We start from the raw sequence: 16,971 nt of genomic DNA, 5'->3' as shown, positions 1-16,971 counted from the left end.
AGGTTCAGGAAGGCGTGCGCTGCGTGGGCAGGGGCCGGTCCAGCCCCGTGCCGCCCAAGCCCTTGGGCAGTGGGAAACGCACCGATTCTTCCACGCCTTGCATGCGGCGCACCGACACGGCGCCCAAGGCCTTGAGTTGCGCGATGACCTGCTGCACCAGCACGTCGGGCGCGGAGGCGCCAGCCGTCAGGCCCACGCGTGGGCGGCCGTTGAACCAGGCTTCTTGCAGATCCCCAGGGGAATCGACCATGTAGGCCGGTGTGCCCAGGCGCTCGGCCAGCTCGCGCAGGCGGTTGCTGTTGGAGCTGGTGGGGCTGCCCACCACGATGACCACGTCCACCTTGGGCGCCAGCACCTTGACGGCATCCTGCCGGTTCTGGGTGGCGTAGCAGATGTCCTGCCGCTTGGGCTCGCGGATGTTGGGGAAGCGCTGCTTGATGGCCTCGAGGATGGCGGCGGCATCGTCCACCGACAGCGTGGTCTGCGTGACCACGGCGAGCTTGTCGGGCGTGGTGACCTGCACGGTGGCCACGTCCTCGATGTCTTCGACCAGGTAGATGCCTTCGGAGAGTTGCCCCATGGTGCCTTCAACCTCGGGGTGGCCCTTGTGGCCAATCATCACAAACTCATAACCCTCGCGGCGCAGCTTGGCCACTTCGATGTGCACCTTGGTGACCAGCGGGCAGGTGGCGTCAAACACCTGGAAGCCGCGCTCATCGGCCTCGTGGCGCACGGTCTGGCTGACGCCGTGGGCGCTGAAGATCAGGGTGGCGCCGGGCGGCACGTCGGCGAGGTCTTCGATGAAGATGGCGCCCTTGGCCTTCAGGTCGTTGACCACGTAGGTGTTGTGCACGATCTCGTGGCGCACGTAGATGGGTGCGCCGTATTGTTCCAGCGCGCGCTCGACGATCTCGATGGCGCGGTCCACGCCAGCGCAAAAGCCGCGCGGCTCGGCCAGCAAAACGTCTTGAACCTGGTTGCTCATGGTGGGGGCCTTGGGGTGGGCAGGGTTCACAGCACGCCGATCAACTGCACTTCAAACGTCACAGTCTGGCCGGCCAGCGGGTGGTTGAAATCGAACACGGCCCAGTCTTCAGCAGCCGGGCCCATTTCGCGCAGCACGCCCGCAAAAGCCCCTTGGCCATCGGGCGTGGGGAACTGGACGACATCGCCCACGTCCCAGGTTTCGTTCAGGTCGCCCAGCTTGCGCAGCAGCGACAGGGCCACGCGCTGCACCAGCTCGGGGTTGCGGGGGCCAAAGGCCTCACCCGGGTCCAGCTGGATCACCGTGCGGGTGCCCTCAAGGAGGCCCAGCATGCGGGCTTCCAGTGCAGGCGACAGCTCGCCCGACCCCAGCGACAGCGTGGCGGGTTTCTCGGCGAAGGTGTTGACGATGTCGCCGCCATCGGGGCCTGCCAGACGGTAGTGCAGGGTCAGGAAGGAGCCAGGGACGACGGTGGGCACAGCTGTGGTCATGGAGGCGCGCCCCACCCTTCAGGAGGATTGGGCTTTCAGTTTGGAGAAGCGACAATTTTAGGTTTGAGTCACCAAATAAGGGAACGTTTCCATGAAAGATCTTCCCGCCGCCCTTCGGCCGCGCGAAAAATTGCTGTCCATGGGGCCGCAAGCCCTGGCAGATACAGAACTGTTGGCCCTGCTGCTGCGCACCGGCCTGCAAGGGCTGGGCGTGTTGCAACTGGCAGAAAAAGTCCTGAATGACCTGGGGGGATTGTCGGGCCTGCTGCGGGCCCAGCCAGCGCAGTTGTCCGGCATCAAAGGTTTGGGGCCGGCCAAACGTTCGGAATTGATGGCGGTGATGGAGCTGGCACGCCGCGCCATGATCCATGAATTGAGCGAGCAGCCGGTGTTCACCGCACCGCAAATGGTGAAAGACTATCTGCGCCTGCACATCGGTGCCCTGCCCCACGAGGTGTTCTCGGTGATGTTCCTGGATTCGCAGCAACGCTTGATCGCTTGCGAAGAGATGTTCCGGGGCACGCTGAGTCAAACCTCGGTGTACCCGCGCGAGGTGGTGAAACGGGCGCTGGCGCTGAACGCGGCCAGTGTGATCCTGGCGCACAACCATCCCTCCGGTGTGTTGGAACCCTCGCGCGCCGACGAGTTGCTGACGCAAACACTGAAGAGCAGCCTGGCCTTGGTGGATGTGCGGGTGCTCGACCATTTCGTGGTCGGCGCAGGGGGTGCCTTGTCGTTTGCGGAGCGCGGTTTGCTGTGATTCAAGAGCGGCATCGGGCTTGAGGTAGGCTTGGCACCGTGAGCCCAGCCCGCAAGTCCTCCACCAACACGCCTCTGAGCGACTTTGCCGACCTCAAGCGCGCTTTGAAAAAAGCCGCCAAAGAGGCGGCCGCCAAACTCGCGCAAGAACAGGCCGAACGGGCCGCGCGCGAGGCCGAGCAGCGCGCCCACGAGGTGGAGCGCGAGCTGTTCAAGCACGCCGTGGGGCCGGTCTACGCCATGGCCCCCAACGGGCGCGCCGTGGGGTCCGGCGTCACACGCCCCGAGCCCATCCCCAAGCTGCGCCAGCAAGATGAAGCCTCGGTGCTGCGCGAATCGCTGTCGGACGAGTTCGACGTGGAAACCTTGCTGGAAACCGACGAGTCGCTGTCTTTTCGGCGCCCAGAAGTCGGCCAGGACGTGACCCGCAAGTTGCGGCGTGGCGTGTGGGCGGTGCAGGGTCACCTTGATTTACATGGATTGCGCACCGATGAAGCCCGCGAGCGGGTGGGTGCGTTCTTGCGCGAGGCGCAGACCAAAGGCTGGCGCTGCGTGCGCGTGGTGCATGGCAAGGGCCTGGGTTCGCCCGGCAAGATTCCAGTGCTGAAAGACAAAGTGCGCCGCTGGTTGGTGCAAAGCGACCGCGTGCTGGCCTTTGTACAGGCGCGTGGCGATGATGGCGGCGCAGGTGCCCTGGTGGTGCTGCTGAATCCGGGCGGCAAAAGCCCTGCCCCGCCAAAAAAAGCCAAAGCTTTGCCCAAAGCCATCGCCAAGTAGGCAGGCCTTCAAACGCCCTGGTTGCGCATCCAGTCGGCAGTTTGGAAGAAGGATTTCTCCAGCCGCTCGGCCAACACGGGATCAACCTCGACCTCTTGCATCGCCTGGAACATGCAGGCCAGCCACTGATCGCGCTCCAGGATACCGATGGAAAACGGATGTATTGCGCCTGAAGTCACCGAGGCGTGAGCTTGGTGGCGATCTGCACGATGCCTTGGGCGGCTGGGCTGCCGGGCATGAGCTCCATCAGCAATTGGCGCTTCTGAATGGCCTGGCGCACGGCGGAGTCGATGGGCACATCGCCCAAAAAATTGAGCTTGGGCGTCACCCCACTGGGGCTCTGCACGAAGCGGTCGACCACCGTTTGCAACTGGTTGCAGATGGCGCGGCCTTCGCCGGCACGGCTGACCTGGTTCACCACCAGGTGCAGGTTCTCGCGCGACTGCTGCGAGGACAGCACCTTGATGGTGGCGTAGGCGTCGGTCATGGAGGTGGGCTCGGGCGTGGCCACCACGATGATCTCGTGGGCCAGTGACACGGCGTAGAGCACCACGTCGGAGATGCCCGCGCCAGTGTCGATGATCAGCACGTCAAAGCGCGGCGACACGGTCTCGATGATGTGCTGCAGTTGGTCGCGCACTTCAGGCGTCAGGCGGGAGTATTCAACCAGGCCGGAGCCAGCCAGCAGCACCGAGAAACCGCCGGGCGCGGGCAGGATGGCTTCTTCAAGCTGGGCCTTACCGGTGAACACATCGTGCAGTGTGATCTTGGGGTAGAGGTTGAGCATCACGTCCAGGTTGGCCAGGCCCAGGTCGGCGTCCAGCACCAACACGCGAAGCCCTTGGCGGGCCAATGCAGCGGCCAGGTTGGCGCTGACGAAGGTTTTGCCGACGCCGCCTTTGCCGCTGGTGACCGCGAGGGTGCGGGCCAGGCGCGGCGTGGCCACCGGCTTGGACGTTTCAGAGGTGGAAGTGGGGCTGGACATGGTGACCGTCATTCCGTGGTTTTCGGCACAAAGTCGATGGGACCTGAGTCCGCAATGAGGTCGGATTGCGCAAATCCGGCAAATAACAAACTTTTCTCTTCGGCGCTGACCACCGTGAGCGGGGGCATTTCAAGGCAGGTGCGGTTGCGGCCTTCGGTCTTGGCGCGGTAGAGCTGTTGGTCGGCGCGTTCGCACCACAGCGTGGCCGATGAGCGCACCCACTGGGGTGCAAAGGCCCCCCCGATGCTGATCGTGATCGACAGTTGCTGCCCACCAATCACCTCCACCGGCAAAGTGGCCACCTTGTGGCGCACGCGTTCGGCCACGGTCTGGCCAAAGGCGGGCGGGCAATTGGGCAGGATGATGGCGAACTCTTCGCCGCCAATGCGGGCGACGGTGTCCATGGGGCGCACGCAATCTTGCAGCGAGGCGGCCACCGACTGGATGACAACGTCGCCAGCGGCGTGGCCGTGGGTGTCATTGACTTTCTTGAAGTGGTCGATATCGACCATCAGCAACAGGGCAGGCTCGCCGATGCGGGCCACGCGGTCGACCTCGCGGCCAATGGCGGCTTCGAACAGGCGACGGTTGGACAGGCCGGTGAGCGCGTCGCGGCTTGATATCTCGCACAGGCCATCAACCACCGATTGAAGCCACTGCTGCGAACCCAGCGCCAAGCCTTCAGGCAAGCCCCAGCCGGCTTGTGCCAGCAGGCTCAGTGCCGGTTCCAACCGCATGCCCGCGCAGAACGAGCCTTCCAGGGCGGCTAAAGGGGCGAAATCGGAATTGATGGGCGACTCCATGCCTGCTAAGAGATCCATGCGCCAGTCTATCAGGGCGCCTTGCGGCCATCGGCCAATGAGACACGGTTTGCCGACCCGACTCCACGCCTTGAACCTTGTTACCTCCCACATCCTCAAGCCAGCATCCTGATTGCCGATATCAAGTCTGGGCGCCCAAGCGAGTCGCCCGCTGATTTCAAGCAACCAGCCAGAGTGCCTGTTCTATGTCGGATTCCATGGGTTTGGTCACTGAACGAGAGTTTTCCTTCAACGCGAAGGATTTCTCCCGGGTGCGTTCGCTGATTTACCAGCGCGCCGGCATCAGCCTGCACGAGGGCAAACAGGCCATGGTCTACAGTCGGCTGTCGCGCCGCCTGCGCGACACGGGCTACAACTCTTTTGAGCAGTACCTGCAGTGGCTGGAAAGTGCCTCGGGCGCGCCCGCCCAGCAAGAGTGGCAGGAGTTCGTGAACTGCCTGACCACCAACCTGACCTCGTTTTTCCGCGAAGAGCACCACTTCCATGTGCTGACCGACTGGTTCAACGTGCGCGGATCGCAACCCACCCGCATCTGGTGCTGTGCCGCATCGACCGGCGAAGAGCCCTATTCCCTGGCCATGACGGTGGCCGAGACCGTGGGCCTGCACGCCCCCGTCAAAATCACCGCCAGCGACATCGACACCAATGTGCTGACAACCGCCTCACGCGGGGCCTACGACGCTGATGCGCGTGGTTTGAGCCCGCAGCGCCTGCGCCAGTTCTTCCTGAAGGGCAAGGCCACCAACGCCGGCCAAATCCGCATCAAGCCCGAGCTGGCGTCCCTGGTCGAGTTCAAGCCTTTCAACCTGATGCAGGAGCAGTGGCAGTTGGGCGAGCCCTTCGACATCGTGTTCTGCCGCAACGTGATGATTTATTTTGACGCGCCGACCCAGCGCAAGGTGCTTGAGCGCATCCATCGGGTCATGAAACCCAAGGGCAAATTGTTCGTGGGCCACTCGGAAAACTTCACCGAATCGCGTGACCTCTTCCTCTTGCGGGGCAAGACGGTTTACGACAAGGTTTGATGGGTTCACCATGATGAGCACGACTCCCTCCAGCGCCTTGCGCCCCGGTACACCGCCCCCCACCACCGGCTTCGCGGCCAACCTGGGGGCCGCCACCGCCCGCAAGGACCGCCTGGGCGCCCTGAAAGCGCGCGTCCCCAAGCCGGGCGAAGCATCCTTCTTTTTTTACGATGCGCACTTTCACAACGAGGCCGTCAAGATCCTGCCCGGCGAGTACTTCGTGTACGACGAGGACATCATCATCATGACCACGCTGGGCTCGTGCATCGCCACCTGCCTGTGGGACCGCAACGCCCGCATCGGCGGCATGAACCACTTCATGCTGCCCGACAACGGCGGCGGCACCAGCGACTCGGGCCGCTACGGCTCCTTCGCGATGGAACTGCTGATCAACGAGATGCTCAAGCGCGGCGCCTCGCGCATGACGCTGGAGGCCAAGGTGTTTGGCGGCGGCGCGGTCATCAGCGGCATGAGCAGCCTGAACGTGGGCGAGCGCAACACCACCTTCGTGATGGACTACCTCAAGACCGAGCGCATCCCCATCGTCTCGAAAGACGTGATGGACATCTATCCGCGCAAGGTTTGCTTCTTTCCGCAAAGCGGCAAGGCCATGGTCAAGCGCCTGGCCGCCGCCAACCCCGATGCCATCGTGGCCCAGGATCGCCTGGCTGCACAAAAAGCCGCTGTCCCTGCCGCGGCCGGTGGTTCGATTGATCTTTTCTGAGCAGTGAGTACAACAATGGCAAAGACACGAGTAGTGGTGGTCGATGATTCGGCCCTGGTTCGCAGCCTCTTGACCGAGATCATCAACCGCCAGCCCGACATGGAATGCATCGGCGCGGCGGCCGATCCGCTGTTGGCACGCGAGATGATCCGCAACCTCAACCCCGATGTGATCACGCTGGACGTGGAAATGCCACGCATGGATGGCATCGACTTTCTGGCCAAGCTGATGCGCCTGCGGCCCATGCCGGTGGTGATGGTGTCCACGCTGACCGAGCGCGGTGCCGAGGTCACCTTGAAAGCGCTGGAGCTGGGCGCCATCGACTTCGTGGCCAAGCCCAAGATTGGCGTGGCCGACGGCCTGCGCCAGTTGCAGGACGACATCACCGACAAGATCCGGATTGCCTCCAAGGCGCGCATCCACCGGCTGCATGCACCGGCCGCTGCGGGCACCCCAGGCCATGATGCCAAGGCGGTTGCCCGCCCGGTGTCGGCCAGCCTGGGCCACTTGTCCACCGAAAAAATCATCTTCATCGGGGCCTCGACCGGCGGCACCGAAGCCACCAAGGAGGTGCTGATCACACTGCCGGCCGACTCGCCCGCCGTGGTCATCACCCAGCACATGCCACCGGGCTTCACACGCAATTACGCGGCGCGCCTGGACGGCCTGTGCAAGATCAGCGTGAAAGAAGCCGTGGACGGCGAACGCATCCTGCCCGGCCACGCCTACATCGCGCCCGGCGGCATGCACCTGAGCGTGGAGCGCTCGGGCGCCAACTACCTGGCCCGTGTGCAGGATGGCGACCCGGTCAACCGACACAAGCCCAGCGTGGAAGTGCTGTTCAAATCAGCCGCCCGCGTGGTCGGCCCCAACGCCGTGGGCATCATGCTGACCGGCATGGGCGCCGATGGCGCCACGGCCATGCGCGAGATGCGCGACGCGGGGGCCTATTGCGTGGCTCAAGACGAAGCCACCTGCGTGGTCTTTGGCATGCCGCGCGAAGCCATCGCGGCCGGCGCGGTGCAAGAGGTGCTGCCGCTGACCAAGATCACTGGCCACCTGATGGACCACTTTCGCGCCACCGCCGGTTCGGCCCTTAGCCGCGTCTGAACCGGGGGCCTAAGGTCGGCCCACGAAGATCATCAAGGTCGCCCCCACGCGCGGGCTGTAGACCACCGCGCTGTACACCGGCCCGAAGGCGGTGTCGGCGCCCAGGTACAGGCTCATGCCTTTGCGCATGCGGCCATCGCCTCGGTCAGAGGGGCGGTCCCAGGCGTTGCCCACTTCCAGGCTGGTGCCCACCACCAGGCCACGGGTCAGGTACAAATTGGCCACGCGCTGTTGATACCCCAAGCGCAACAACGCGATCTGCGAGCCACTGACCTGAAAAGGCTCATAGCCCGACAACTGCTGGAACCCGCCCAGGCCATAGCGTGGTGTGAGTTGCTGTGCGCCATCGGCCAGCCCGATGCGGGTGTAGGCGCTCAAGGTGTGCGCACCCCATGACCATGCGCCTTGTGCCTGGGCCTCGAAGTGGTTGACCTCGCCGGTCTCGGCCAGGCCACGGCCAAAGCTGCGCCCCTTTATCCAGTTGCCCTCCACCCGCCAGCCATGCGTGGGAAAGAAGGCGTGGTCCAGTTGATCGAACACGGCGCTGAGGTGCCAGCCGCGCTCAGTCCAGCGCAAGGGTGACATGGGGCCGGCATAACTGGCCAGGGCAAGATCCGGGTCGTCGCGGTAGACCTCGTCCACCCAGCCCAGGCGCACCTCGCCCAGTTCGCGCCAGGTGGTGCCCAGGTCGAGGGTCAGGCTGCGCCGCTTGCGCTCCAGCTCGGCCGACAACGGCCCCTCGGGGTCGTCATGCAGGGACAGGCGCCGGCTTTGCAGCGAGGCCGAGGCCGACACGAAGCCGCGCAAGCCATCCGGCAGCTTCCAACCCATGGGGCGGTACCACTCGGTGCCCATGGCGGGCGACGTGCCCACCTTCAGAAAGTTGCGCCACTCGCTGCCATGCTCGTCCAGCCAATGGCGGTTGTGCACCAGCTTGAGGTTAAACAGGCTGCGGCCCCGGCTGTCGGCGCTGAAGTCAAGGCCGATCTGCAGGTAGTTGGGCCCCCAGGGTTTGTCGTCCAGGTCGAACACCAGGCCCTCGCCGCCCTCCGGCGTGCGCACCAGGCGGTAGTCGGCGCGCAGGTAATCACCGGTGGCCGCCAGCCGCGTGGCATCGCGCTCGGCCTTGGCGATGTCAAAGGTGTCACCGGCCCGGGTTTCCAGGATGTCGTCGCGGCTCTCGGGCTTGGTCTGCTTGCTGCCTTCAAAGCGCACGAAGCTCAAGGGCGCTGCGGGCGTGATCTTTTGCTGACGACGGGCCTTCCAGCGTGCGTAGTCGGCCTCGCTGAGCTTGAGGTCTTGCATGCGCAGCACCAGCGCTTCGGCCTGCAACTGGCCCAGGGCCACGAACTCGGCGCCACGGTCAAAATCAGCGGCAGTGAGGTTGTCCAGCGTCGGCGCGATCAACACATCTTCCGGCTTCATGCTGCGCAGGCTTTGCTGCACGTTCTGTTCGGTCAGGATGTTGATCATTTGCGACGTGACGCCCGTGAAGGAATTGAGCGTGTCGCGCTTGGACAAGGGGGTGCCGATGTTGACCACGATCAGGCGCTGGGCGCCCATGCTGCGGGCCACATCGACCGGCGTGTTGTTGACCAAACCGCCATCGCCCAGGATGCGCCCATCGACCTCGACCGGGGCAAACACGCCAGGCACCGACATGCTGGAGCGCAGCACGGTGGCCAGGTCGCCGCCGCCCAGGATGACGGGCTTGCCGGTTTCCATGTCGGTGGCCACGGCCCTGAACGGCGTGGGCAACTGGTCAAAGTTGGTGAACTGCCGCGATGGCAAGGTCATGCGCCGCAAATGCGACTCCAGCCCCCGGCTGGACACCGTGCCCAGTGGCGCCTTGAGCCCGGTGGCATCAATGCCCACCTCGATCAGCGGTGAGACCTCGAAGTCTTGCTCCTTGCGGCGCTGCGACAACTCGCGCCGGTCTACCCGGCTGGCGAACACATTGCCCCAGTCCAGGCGCAGCACCTCGCTCTCGATTTGCTCGGCAGACAGGCCGCTGGCATACAGGCCGCCCACGATGGCGCCCATCGAGGTGCCCGCGATGAAATCGACGGGGATGCGCTCACGCTCCAGCACCTTGAGGACGCCCACGTGGGCCAAACCACGCGCACCGCCACCGGACAAGACCAGGCCAATGCGGGGACGGATTTCTTCAGTGGGGGAAGCGGGGGAGGAGCCCAACTGGGCACCGCACGTCAGCGGCACCAGCCAGGCCAGCATCCAACACCCCGTGAGAGTTTTTCTTCTTGCACGCAGCTGCTTCATGCAGCCATTGTGCAGGGTGTCGGACCAGGGTCAGTGCGGCAGGCTCAGAACGCAAATTGCACGCCGCCGCTGACTGAGTTCAGCGAACCACTGCTGCCGCCGACTTCAAACGAAGTCAGGTCCAGCGCGCCAACGATCTTCAGGTTCTTGGCCACGGCGTATTCAATGCCAAAACCGGCGTACAGATTGATGGAGCTGTCGGAGCTGGTGCCAATGAACCGAATGCCGCTGGGGTCGGAACTGACGCTGGCCAGGCCCAGGCGGGCGATGCCGGCCCACTTGGGCGAGAAGTCCCAACGGTAAGCGCCGTTGACAATGAAGGCCGACACGTCAATGGCACCCAGTGTGAATGGGCCGCCGTTGATGGTCGTGCTGCCGAAGTCAATGTAGGCCGCTTCGATCGAGATGTGGGGGGCCAGGGTGTAGCCGCCGTAGATCTTGAATGCTGTGTCTTGCGTATCGCAATTAGAGGCGAAAGGGCAATCCACGCTGAAGTTGCTGAAACCCACTGTGCCGCCCACATAAGCTTGGGCCGAGGCAGCACCTGCGAACATCGTCATGGCTGAAAAAGCAGCAACAGACATCAAATTTTTCATTGGTCAGATCCCGTGATCGTGTAAGAACAGCAACATCGCTGATCCGCGGGAGTCTGGCAGCCAAAGGCGATTCGGCCAACCGCCTGTTCCGGTGGGAATTGTCGCAAACGGTTAATGGCGCGCATGAAAAAAGGGCCGCATTACTGCGACCCTTTGCATGACGTGAGCTTGAAGACAAGCTCAGGCTGACATTTACATGTCCATGCCCATGCCGCCCATGCCACCCATGCCGTGGCCACCGCCGCCAGCGCCGGCTTCTTCTTTCGGTGCTTCAGCGATCATGCACTCGGTCGTCAGCAGCAACGAAGCCACAGAGGCTGCGTTTTGCAGGGCCGTGCGCGTGACCTTGGTGGGATCCAGGATGCCCATTTCGATCATGTCGCCATACGTGCCATTGGCAGCGTTGTAGCCGTAGTTGCCCGTACCGGCCAACACCGAGTTGACGACCACGCTGGCTTCGTCGCCAGCATTGCTGACGATGATGCGCAGGGGTTCTTCAATGGCGCGCAGGATCAGCTTGATGCCGGCGTCTTGGTCGGCGTTGTCGCCCTTGATGACACCTGCAGCTTGCTTGGCACGCAGCAGAGCCACGCCACCACCGGCCACGATGCCTTCTTCGACTGCAGCGCGCGTGGCGTGCAGTGCGTCTTCAACGCGGGCCTTCTTTTCCTTCATCTCGACTTCGGTGGCAGCACCGACCTTGATGACGGCCACACCGCCGGCCAGCTTGGCCACGCGTTCTTGCAGCTTCTCGCGGTCGTAGTCGCTGGCCGCTTCTTCGATCTGAACACGCACTTGCTTGACGCGGGCTTCGATGTCACCAGCGGCGCCAGCGCCGTCGATGATGATCGTGTTTTCCTTGCCCACTTCGATGCGCTTGGCTTGGCCCAGGTCGGCCAAAGTGACCTTGTCCAGGGACATGCCGACTTCTTCAGCGATGACCTTGCCGCCCGTCAGGATGGCGATGTCTTCCAGCATGGCCTTGCGGCGGTCGCCGAAGCCAGGGGCCTTGACAGCGACGACCTTCAGGATGCCGCGGATGGTGTTGACCACCAAAGTGGCCAGTGCTTCGCCGTCAACTTCTTCAGCGACGATCAGCAGAGGGCGGCCAGCCTTGGCCACTTGCTCCAGCGTGGGCAGCAGGTCACGGATGTTGGAGATCTTCTTGTCGTACAGCAGCACGAAAGGGTTGTCCAACAAAGCAGCTTGCTTTTCGGGGTTGTTGATGAAGTAAGGCGACAGGTAGCCGCGGTCGAACTGCATGCCTTCGACAACGTCCAGCTCGTTGGCCAGGCTCTTGCCGTCTTCAACGGTGATGACGCCTTCCTTGCCGACCTTGTCCATCGCGCTGGCGATGATTTCGCCGACGTCGTTGTCAGAGTTGGCGGAGATGGTGCCGACTTGGGCGATCTCTTTGGACGTGGTGGTAGGACGCGATTGCTTCTTGAGCTCGGCGACCAGGGCCGTCACGGCCTTGTCGATGCCGCGCTTCAGGTCCATCGGGTTCATGCCGGCGGCCACGTACTTCATGCCTTCGCGCACGATGGCTTGGGCCAGCACGGTGGCGGTGGTGGTGCCATCACCAGCGTTGTCGGAGGTCTTGGAGGCCACTTCCTTCACGAGCTGGGCGCCCATGTTCTGGAGCTTGTCTTTCAGCTCGATTTCCTTGGCCACGGACACACCGTCCTTGGTCACGGTGGGGGCGCCGAACGAGCGCTCGAGGACCACGTTGCGGCCCTTGGGGCCCAGGGTCACTTTGACCGCGTTGGCCAGGATGTTCACGCCCTCGACCATGCGAGCGCGGGCTTCACCGCCGAAAACGACGTCTTTAGCTGCCATTTGGAGTTCTCCGAAATTCTTGAAAAATGAGGGGGATGTGCGGGAGAAGAAGGATTACTTCTCGACCACGGCGAAGAGGTCTTCCTCGCGCATCACAAGCAGTTCGTCGCCATCGACCTTGACGGTCTGGCCGCTGTATTTGCCGAACAGAACGCGGTCACCGACCTTGACGTTCAGGGTGACGAAGTCGCCCTTGTCGTTGCGCTTGCCGGGGCCGACGGCCAAGACTTCACCTTGGTCAGGCTTTTCAGCAGCGTTGTCAGGAATGATGATGCCGGAATTGGTCTTGGTTTCTTGTTCCAAGCGCTTGACGATCACGCGATCGTGCAAAGGACGAAGTTTCATCGTATCTCCTGTCTGATCAGACAACGGGGTTTTACATGGGTTGCAAGGTGAGTGAATGCTCACATTACGACAGCTCGAATGGACAACCTGGAAGGCTGTTAGCACTCAAGCCTAACGAGTGCTAAACCTATTATAGGGATGCTTGGCCAGGTTTCAAGGGGGCAGCAATTCGAGTTCACAGAAGTTTCTTGGTCTACCCTCGCCCATCCACAAAACCTTGGAAGACGCTGCCCGCCATGCTGGAAGCAGGTGATGCGCAGAGGGACAAGATCAAGGCGCACCACCAGAAAACCGGCGCCACCCTTGCGTCGTGGTTGAGCGAATTGTGCAGGCCGTGCAGCGTGGCGAAGACCGCGTCTTTGTGGGCCCCATGGCCAAGGCCCTGTACAACGCCAAGCCTTACCCCGCCAAGCGTTCGGCCGGCCCGCGCTGATCACGCACCGAAAGCGCCAGCACGCACAGCGCCATCCACACCAAGGCCTCCAGCACGCCGGCCAACACGTCGGTGAAAAAATGCACCCCCAGGTACACCCGGCTCCACGACACCAGACCGATCATGAGCAGCGAGACGGCGCCCAACGCCCCACGCCACAAGGGCCTGGGCACGTGGGTCAACACCACCAGGGCCAAGAAGCCATGCAGCAGCGTGGTGGCCGACGCGTGTCCACTGGGAAAGCTGAAGGTGGACAAGGTCAGCAGCACGTCATCCCCCGTCGGCCTGGGTCGCTGGACCCCGTGCTTCATCAGCACGTTGAGCGCCGCTCCGGCGGGCACGAACAGCCACAAGGGCAGCAGCCAGTGGCGATGCTGGCGCTTGAACATCAACCAAACCGACAGGCCCGCGGTGTAAATCGAGATGGCCATGACCGAGTGCAGCTGGGTGATCACGAGGAGGGCCTGCGTCAGGGCCGGTGAGCGCAGATGGCGTGCCCACTCGGCGGCGTGAACATCCAGCCCGCTCAGGTGCCCCTGGGTGGACACCAGCCATGCCAGGGCCACAAAGCCGGGCAGCGCCAGGCACAGCATCAAGAGCGCCACTGGGCGGAGTTGGCGAAAAGCCGGTCGGTTGGGAGAGATCAACAGGGCACCTTGGGGCTCAAGTCAAACGGGCACGTCATTCCGCCATGCTAAGGGCATCGGTCGGGCGTGACTGCGTGACGGCGTGGCCGACCTGGCTGTTGATCAGACTTTTGATTTCTTTGGCGGCCACCACGGCGAAGTCACGGTCTGCGCCAAGGCCACGGCCTGGTGGATGGGGCCCACGATAGCCTGGATGAGTTGGAAGATTTGGTGGCCACCAGCAGGGACAGGCGAGGACAGATTCTTTTGTTGACATCAGCCCCACATGCATGCCGCGCTGCGTCAAAACCATGCAATGAAGCGCATGCTCAAGCCACGTTGAGCTTGAACACAGCGACCGTTTGCGCAAGGCTGATGGCTTGGTGCTTGAGGCTTTCGGCCGCCGCGGCGGATTCTTCCACCAACGCGGCGTTTTGCTGCGTGACCTGATCAAGCTGCGCCACCGCGTTGCCAATTTGTCCGATGCCTTGGCTCTGCTCGACGCTCGCGCTGCTGATCTGGCCGATGAGGACGCTCACGCGCTTCACGTGCGAGACAATACCGTCCATGGTCTTGCCGGCATCGACGACCAAGCGTGAGCCGTTCTCCACCTTCTCGACGCTTTCGGCGATCAGGCTCTTGATCTCCTTGGCTGCCTGCGCGCTGCGCTGGGCCAGGGTGCGCACTTCGCCAGCCACCACGGCGAAGCCGCGGCCTTGCTCGCCAGCCCGTGCTGCTTCCACCGCCGCATTCAGGGCGAGGATATTGGTCTGAAAGGCGATGCCGTCGATCACGCTGATGATGTCGGCAATCTTTTTTGAGCTTGCGCTGATGTCTTCCATGGTGCTGATCACAAGCCCCACCACCACGCCGCCCTGAGTGGCCGCAGTGGAAGCGGAACCGGCGAGTTGTGTGGCCTCGCGCGCGGTCTCGGCGCTTTGCTTGACGGTGGCGGTGATCTCTTCCATGGAGGCCGCCGTTTTCTGAAGGTTGCTCGCCTGCTCTTCAGTGCGTTGGCTCAGGTCGGCATTGCCGATGGCAATCTGGTTCGACCCGGTGGCAATGGAGTCGGCACTGTTGCGCACTTGCCCGACCAGCGTCACAAGGCTTTCGTTCATTCGCTTGAGCGCCCTCATCAGCTGGCCGGTTTCGTCGTTGCCGGTGACTTCGATGTGTGAAGTGAGATTGCCAGCAGCCACGGTTTCAGCCACGGTCACCGCACGGCCAATGCTACGCGTGATGAGTGCAACAAGTTGCCAGGCAAAGAGAGCGGCGCCAATCACAACGACCATGGTGATGATGGCACTGCTCCAGAGAACACTTTCGTATTCAATCTGGGCCTGCTTGTACGTACCCTCTGCCCGCTCGAGCTCGAGCGCAACAAGTCGACTCAGACCATCACCGACGGGATCAATGGCCGGGTACATCTCATGAGCCGCGAATGAGCGAATGCCTTCCAGGTCGCTCTTAACAAGCAGCGCCTTCAATTGATCGGAAGCGGCATCGGCCGCTTTCATGGCGGGCACCAAGTCCGCGATCAACTTCTTCTCTTCATCACCCAGATCACTGGCAACAAAGGTATCCCAGGTCTTCTTGATCACGCCGCTTGCGTCGGTCACGGTCTTCACGCCGTCCGTGGGCTTCATCAGGCCGTCCCGGGTCTTGTGCGCCGTGTCCACAAAGCCGACGAAATAGCCGTCGGCGACCTCTTTCATCTGCTTGACCGTGACCACACGATGGTTGACCGAAGCAAGCACCACATTGCTGTCGTGTAATCGATAGACCGTCGAGGCGGCTGAAATGGTGATAAGTGCCAGCAAGGCCGCAACAAGGCCGAGCAGTCGGGTTTTGAAGCTGAGGTTGTTCATAACTTCCAGCTGCGTGGTTACGGTTGAGATCGGCCGCTCTCGCCGAATTTCTCGATATCGGCAGGCCAGCCGAGGACTAAAGCGTGAACAATGGGGTGAATGCACACACTTGCTGGTCTCGTAAAACGCACCACAAGCCCTTGGCAAATCCCGAGGCGGATGGCGTACCAAAATTCATGCCTTTGCTCAGCCGCCTGAGGCCGCCGAATCGGCCACTGCATTTGCTGATGGACCGGGCCTACCAGGGCAATGAAACTCGGAAAATCGACGTCATGCTCCTTGGCTTTATCAGCTTTGTGTTGGCCGCTGACGGACTTCGAATGTGTTAACCGGCCCTGGATTTGTTGCGTAAAGTGCTGTGCGCGCGCGTCGTGGCGGTCTCGTAAGGCCGCAAGCACGCCACGCCCGGGGAAACGGTGGCGCGCTCCGCCAAGGCCTGCTGCCCGCGGCGGATTCGGCTGGACCCAATGGCCGTGCGGATTTTTTCCGCGACCACGAAGGCGCCATTGAGCGGTGTCGATGGCAGAACGATGGCGAATTCCTCACCGCCAATGTGAGCCGCCGTGTCCTGGCACTGGTCAAAGGCACGGCGGTTGGCCAAACCCGTGAGGCCATCGACCAGGGCATCCGTGCGCGCACGCGCCACTTCCTGCTTCAGGACTTGGATCTGGTTCTGGCTTTCCTTGAACCACTCTTGCAGGCCGCTGAGCAGGCGCTGCAAACCCTCGGTCAGACGCTGTCCGGTGTCCGGTGTCCGGAACCATGTCCGCAATGAACTGCGTGAACAAGGACCGTGTGACCACGTCGTCCAGCTTGCCGCCACTGGCCAGAATTTTGTCAAGTTGAATCCGCAACGCATCGTTGCAGCCAGATACGTACTCGTAACAACTGACAGGCGTCAGGGCGGCCGTCTGCTTGGGCCTGCAGGGCAAAGGCAGCGCGTCAGTAAAATTAACACGCTATGCCGCCCCCGGCGCTTTGTGCACATGCACAGGGCAGGGCTAAACGACTATGCTGAAACCATGGCCCTCTCCGTCTTCGACCTCTTCAAAGTGGGCATCGGCCCCTCCAGCTCACACACGGTGGGCCCGATGCGCGCGGCCCGCTTGTTTGCCTCGCGGTTGGCAACCGATGGCCTGCTGCCGCGCACGGCCAGGTTGACGGCTGAATTGTTCGGTTCGCTGGGTGCCACGGGCCAAGGGCACGGCTCGGACAAGGCCGTGCTGCTGGGCCTGATGGGGCATGAACCCGACACGGTGGACGTGGACGCCATCCCCGGCTGGCTGGCCGAGGTGCAAAAAACGCAG

The 16,971-nt window shown here is 62.9% G+C and carries 18 protein-coding genes and 2 pseudogenes; 8 read left to right on the top strand and 12 right to left on the bottom strand.

Features of this window, described 5'->3' with window-relative positions:
* Positions 1 to 4: 4 nt before the first annotated feature.
* Both ispH and H7225_RS17290 read right to left on the bottom strand, forming a co-directional pair.
* Positions 5 to 985 (bottom strand): 4-hydroxy-3-methylbut-2-enyl diphosphate reductase, encoded by a 981-nt coding sequence (gene ispH, locus H7225_RS17295; protein ID WP_290664076.1) that lies wholly within the window; start codon positions 983 to 985, stop codon positions 5 to 7.
* A 26-nt stretch (positions 986 to 1,011) separates the two neighbouring features.
* Positions 1,012 to 1,476, bottom strand: coding sequence for an FKBP-type peptidyl-prolyl cis-trans isomerase (locus tag H7225_RS17290; protein ID WP_290664074.1), 465 nt, complete (start codon positions 1,474 to 1,476; stop codon positions 1,012 to 1,014).
* A 91-nt stretch (positions 1,477 to 1,567) separates the two neighbouring features.
* On the opposite strand from H7225_RS17290, the gene radC reads away from it, so the two are divergent.
* Positions 1,568 to 2,236, top strand: a complete 669-nt coding sequence (radC, locus tag H7225_RS17285; protein ID WP_290664072.1) for a DNA repair protein RadC — start codon at positions 1,568 to 1,570, stop codon at positions 2,234 to 2,236.
* A gap of 38 nt (positions 2,237 to 2,274) precedes the next feature.
* Positions 2,275 to 3,012, top strand: a complete 738-nt coding sequence (locus H7225_RS17280; RefSeq protein WP_290664070.1) for a Smr/MutS family protein — start codon at positions 2,275 to 2,277, stop codon at positions 3,010 to 3,012.
* Between the two features lie 8 nt (positions 3,013 to 3,020).
* On the opposite strand, the pseudogene H7225_RS17275 reads toward H7225_RS17280, so the two are convergent.
* The 3 genes and pseudogenes from H7225_RS17275 to H7225_RS17265 form a co-directional block, all read right to left on the bottom strand.
* Positions 3,021 to 3,170: pseudogene (locus H7225_RS17275) on the bottom strand (globin); the annotation flags it as partial.
* Between the two features lie 17 nt (positions 3,171 to 3,187).
* Positions 3,188 to 3,997, bottom strand: a complete 810-nt coding sequence (locus H7225_RS17270; protein WP_290664069.1) for a MinD/ParA family protein — start codon at positions 3,995 to 3,997, stop codon at positions 3,188 to 3,190.
* Positions 3,998 to 4,005: 8 nt separating this feature from the next.
* The gene (locus H7225_RS17265) at positions 4,006 to 4,734 is read right to left on the bottom strand and encodes a GGDEF domain-containing protein (RefSeq protein ID WP_290664101.1); all 729 of its coding nucleotides are present in this window, start codon (positions 4,732 to 4,734) and stop codon (positions 4,006 to 4,008) included.
* 269 nt (positions 4,735 to 5,003) lie between these two features.
* Here H7225_RS17265 and H7225_RS17260 point away from each other — a divergent pair, with 269 nt between their 5' ends.
* Genes H7225_RS17260 through H7225_RS17250 form a run of 3 tightly spaced genes read left to right on the top strand, consistent with a single transcriptional unit; the run spans position 5,004 to position 7,677 of the window.
* Positions 5,004 to 5,843 carry a CheR family methyltransferase gene (locus tag H7225_RS17260; protein WP_290664067.1) on the top strand — a complete coding sequence of 280 codons (840 nt, stop codon included), beginning with the start codon at positions 5,004 to 5,006 and terminating at the stop codon, positions 5,841 to 5,843.
* Positions 5,844 to 5,856: 13 nt separating this feature from the next.
* Entirely contained in the window at positions 5,857 to 6,567 is a 711-nt protein-coding gene (gene cheD / locus H7225_RS17255) for a chemoreceptor glutamine deamidase CheD (protein WP_290664099.1), read from the top strand.
* Positions 6,568 to 6,582: 15 nt separating this feature from the next.
* The gene (locus tag H7225_RS17250) at positions 6,583 to 7,677 is read left to right on the top strand and encodes a chemotaxis response regulator protein-glutamate methylesterase (protein ID WP_290664065.1); all 1,095 of its coding nucleotides are present in this window, start codon (positions 6,583 to 6,585) and stop codon (positions 7,675 to 7,677) included.
* Positions 7,678 to 7,686: 9 nt separating this feature from the next.
* On the opposite strand, the gene H7225_RS17245 is transcribed toward H7225_RS17250, so the two are convergent.
* From H7225_RS17245 to H7225_RS17230, 4 genes are all read right to left on the bottom strand, one after another.
* A complete protein-coding gene (locus H7225_RS17245) occupies positions 7,687 to 9,912 on the bottom strand; it encodes a patatin-like phospholipase family protein (RefSeq protein WP_290664063.1) in 2,226 nt (741 codons plus the stop codon).
* A gap of 89 nt (positions 9,913 to 10,001) precedes the next feature.
* Entirely contained in the window at positions 10,002 to 10,541 is a 540-nt protein-coding gene (locus tag H7225_RS17240) for an outer membrane beta-barrel protein (RefSeq protein WP_290664061.1), read from the bottom strand.
* Between the two features lie 204 nt (positions 10,542 to 10,745).
* Positions 10,746 to 12,392 carry a chaperonin GroEL gene (groL, locus tag H7225_RS17235; RefSeq protein ID WP_290664060.1) on the bottom strand — a complete coding sequence of 549 codons (1,647 nt, stop codon included), beginning with the start codon at positions 12,390 to 12,392 and terminating at the stop codon, positions 10,746 to 10,748.
* Positions 12,393 to 12,446: 54 nt separating this feature from the next.
* Positions 12,447 to 12,737: a co-chaperone GroES gene (locus H7225_RS17230; RefSeq protein WP_290664058.1), complete on the bottom strand. Its 291-nt coding sequence runs from the start codon at positions 12,735 to 12,737 to the stop codon at positions 12,447 to 12,449.
* A 310-nt stretch (positions 12,738 to 13,047) separates the two neighbouring features.
* On the opposite strand from H7225_RS17230, the gene H7225_RS17225 reads away from it, so the two are divergent.
* Positions 13,048 to 13,170, top strand: coding sequence for a hypothetical protein (locus H7225_RS17225; RefSeq protein ID WP_290664056.1), 123 nt, complete (start codon positions 13,048 to 13,050; stop codon positions 13,168 to 13,170).
* On the opposite strand, the gene H7225_RS17220 is transcribed toward H7225_RS17225, so the two are convergent.
* Both H7225_RS17220 and H7225_RS17215 read right to left on the bottom strand, forming a co-directional pair.
* Complete coding sequence (locus H7225_RS17220; RefSeq protein WP_290664054.1) at positions 13,137 to 13,775, bottom strand: phosphatase PAP2 family protein; 639 nt, start codon at positions 13,773 to 13,775, stop codon at positions 13,137 to 13,139. The two genes, H7225_RS17225 and H7225_RS17220, sit on opposite strands and share 34 nt — an antisense overlap.
* A 350-nt stretch (positions 13,776 to 14,125) precedes the next feature.
* Positions 14,126 to 15,664: a methyl-accepting chemotaxis protein gene (locus tag H7225_RS17215; RefSeq protein ID WP_290664052.1), complete on the bottom strand. Its 1,539-nt coding sequence runs from the start codon at positions 15,662 to 15,664 to the stop codon at positions 14,126 to 14,128.
* A gap of 124 nt (positions 15,665 to 15,788) precedes the next feature.
* On the opposite strand from H7225_RS17215, the pseudogene H7225_RS17210 reads away from it, so the two are divergent.
* Positions 15,789 to 15,993: pseudogene (locus H7225_RS17210) on the top strand (hypothetical protein); the annotation flags it as partial.
* On the opposite strand, the gene H7225_RS17205 reads toward H7225_RS17210, so the two are convergent.
* The gene (locus H7225_RS17205) at positions 15,990 to 16,436 is read right to left on the bottom strand and encodes a diguanylate cyclase (protein ID WP_290664050.1); all 447 of its coding nucleotides are present in this window, start codon (positions 16,434 to 16,436) and stop codon (positions 15,990 to 15,992) included. The pseudogene H7225_RS17210 and the gene H7225_RS17205 sit on opposite strands and share 4 nt — an antisense overlap.
* A gap of 250 nt (positions 16,437 to 16,686) precedes the next feature.
* Here H7225_RS17205 and H7225_RS17200 point away from each other — a divergent pair.
* The coding region (locus H7225_RS17200; protein ID WP_290664048.1) for a serine dehydratase beta chain at positions 16,687 to 16,971 on the top strand (285 nt) is incomplete at its 3' end.

This window comes from Aquabacterium sp. (assembly GCF_014378415.1).
Classification (GTDB): domain Bacteria; phylum Pseudomonadota; class Gammaproteobacteria; order Burkholderiales; family Burkholderiaceae_C; genus Aquabacterium.
Note: the sequence above shows the minus strand (reverse complement) of the source record. Positions and strands in the feature narration are given on the sequence as shown.

Bases quoted from the DNA above. Each gene is read 5' to 3' on its own strand.
- ispH (WP_290664076.1), bottom strand. From the start codon at position 985: ATGAGCAACCAGGTTCAAGACGTTTTGCTGGCCGAGCCGCGCGGCTTT.
- H7225_RS17265 (WP_290664101.1), bottom strand. From the start codon at position 4,734: ATGCGGTTGGAACCGGCACTGAGCCTGCTGGCACAAGCCGGCTGGGGC.
- H7225_RS17270 (WP_290664069.1), bottom strand. From the start codon at position 3,997: ATGTCCAGCCCCACTTCCACCTCTGAAACGTCCAAGCCGGTGGCCACG.
- H7225_RS17290 (WP_290664074.1), bottom strand. From the start codon at position 1,476: ATGACCACAGCTGTGCCCACCGTCGTCCCTGGCTCCTTCCTGACCCTG.
- H7225_RS17240 (WP_290664061.1), bottom strand. From the start codon at position 10,541: ATGTCTGTTGCTGCTTTTTCAGCCATGACGATGTTCGCAGGTGCTGCC.
- radC (WP_290664072.1), top strand. From the start codon at position 1,568: ATGAAAGATCTTCCCGCCGCCCTTCGGCCGCGCGAAAAATTGCTGTCC.
- groL (WP_290664060.1), bottom strand. From the start codon at position 12,392: ATGGCAGCTAAAGACGTCGTTTTCGGCGGTGAAGCCCGCGCTCGCATG.
- H7225_RS17245 (WP_290664063.1), bottom strand. From the start codon at position 9,912: ATGCTGGCCTGGCTGGTGCCGCTGACGTGCGGTGCCCAGTTGGGCTCC.
- cheD (WP_290664099.1), top strand. From the start codon at position 5,857: ATGAGCACGACTCCCTCCAGCGCCTTGCGCCCCGGTACACCGCCCCCC.
- H7225_RS17230 (WP_290664058.1), bottom strand. From the start codon at position 12,737: ATGAAACTTCGTCCTTTGCACGATCGCGTGATCGTCAAGCGCTTGGAA.
- H7225_RS17250 (WP_290664065.1), top strand. From the start codon at position 6,583: ATGGCAAAGACACGAGTAGTGGTGGTCGATGATTCGGCCCTGGTTCGC.
- H7225_RS17215 (WP_290664052.1), bottom strand. From the start codon at position 15,664: ATGAACAACCTCAGCTTCAAAACCCGACTGCTCGGCCTTGTTGCGGCC.
- H7225_RS17260 (WP_290664067.1), top strand. From the start codon at position 5,004: ATGTCGGATTCCATGGGTTTGGTCACTGAACGAGAGTTTTCCTTCAAC.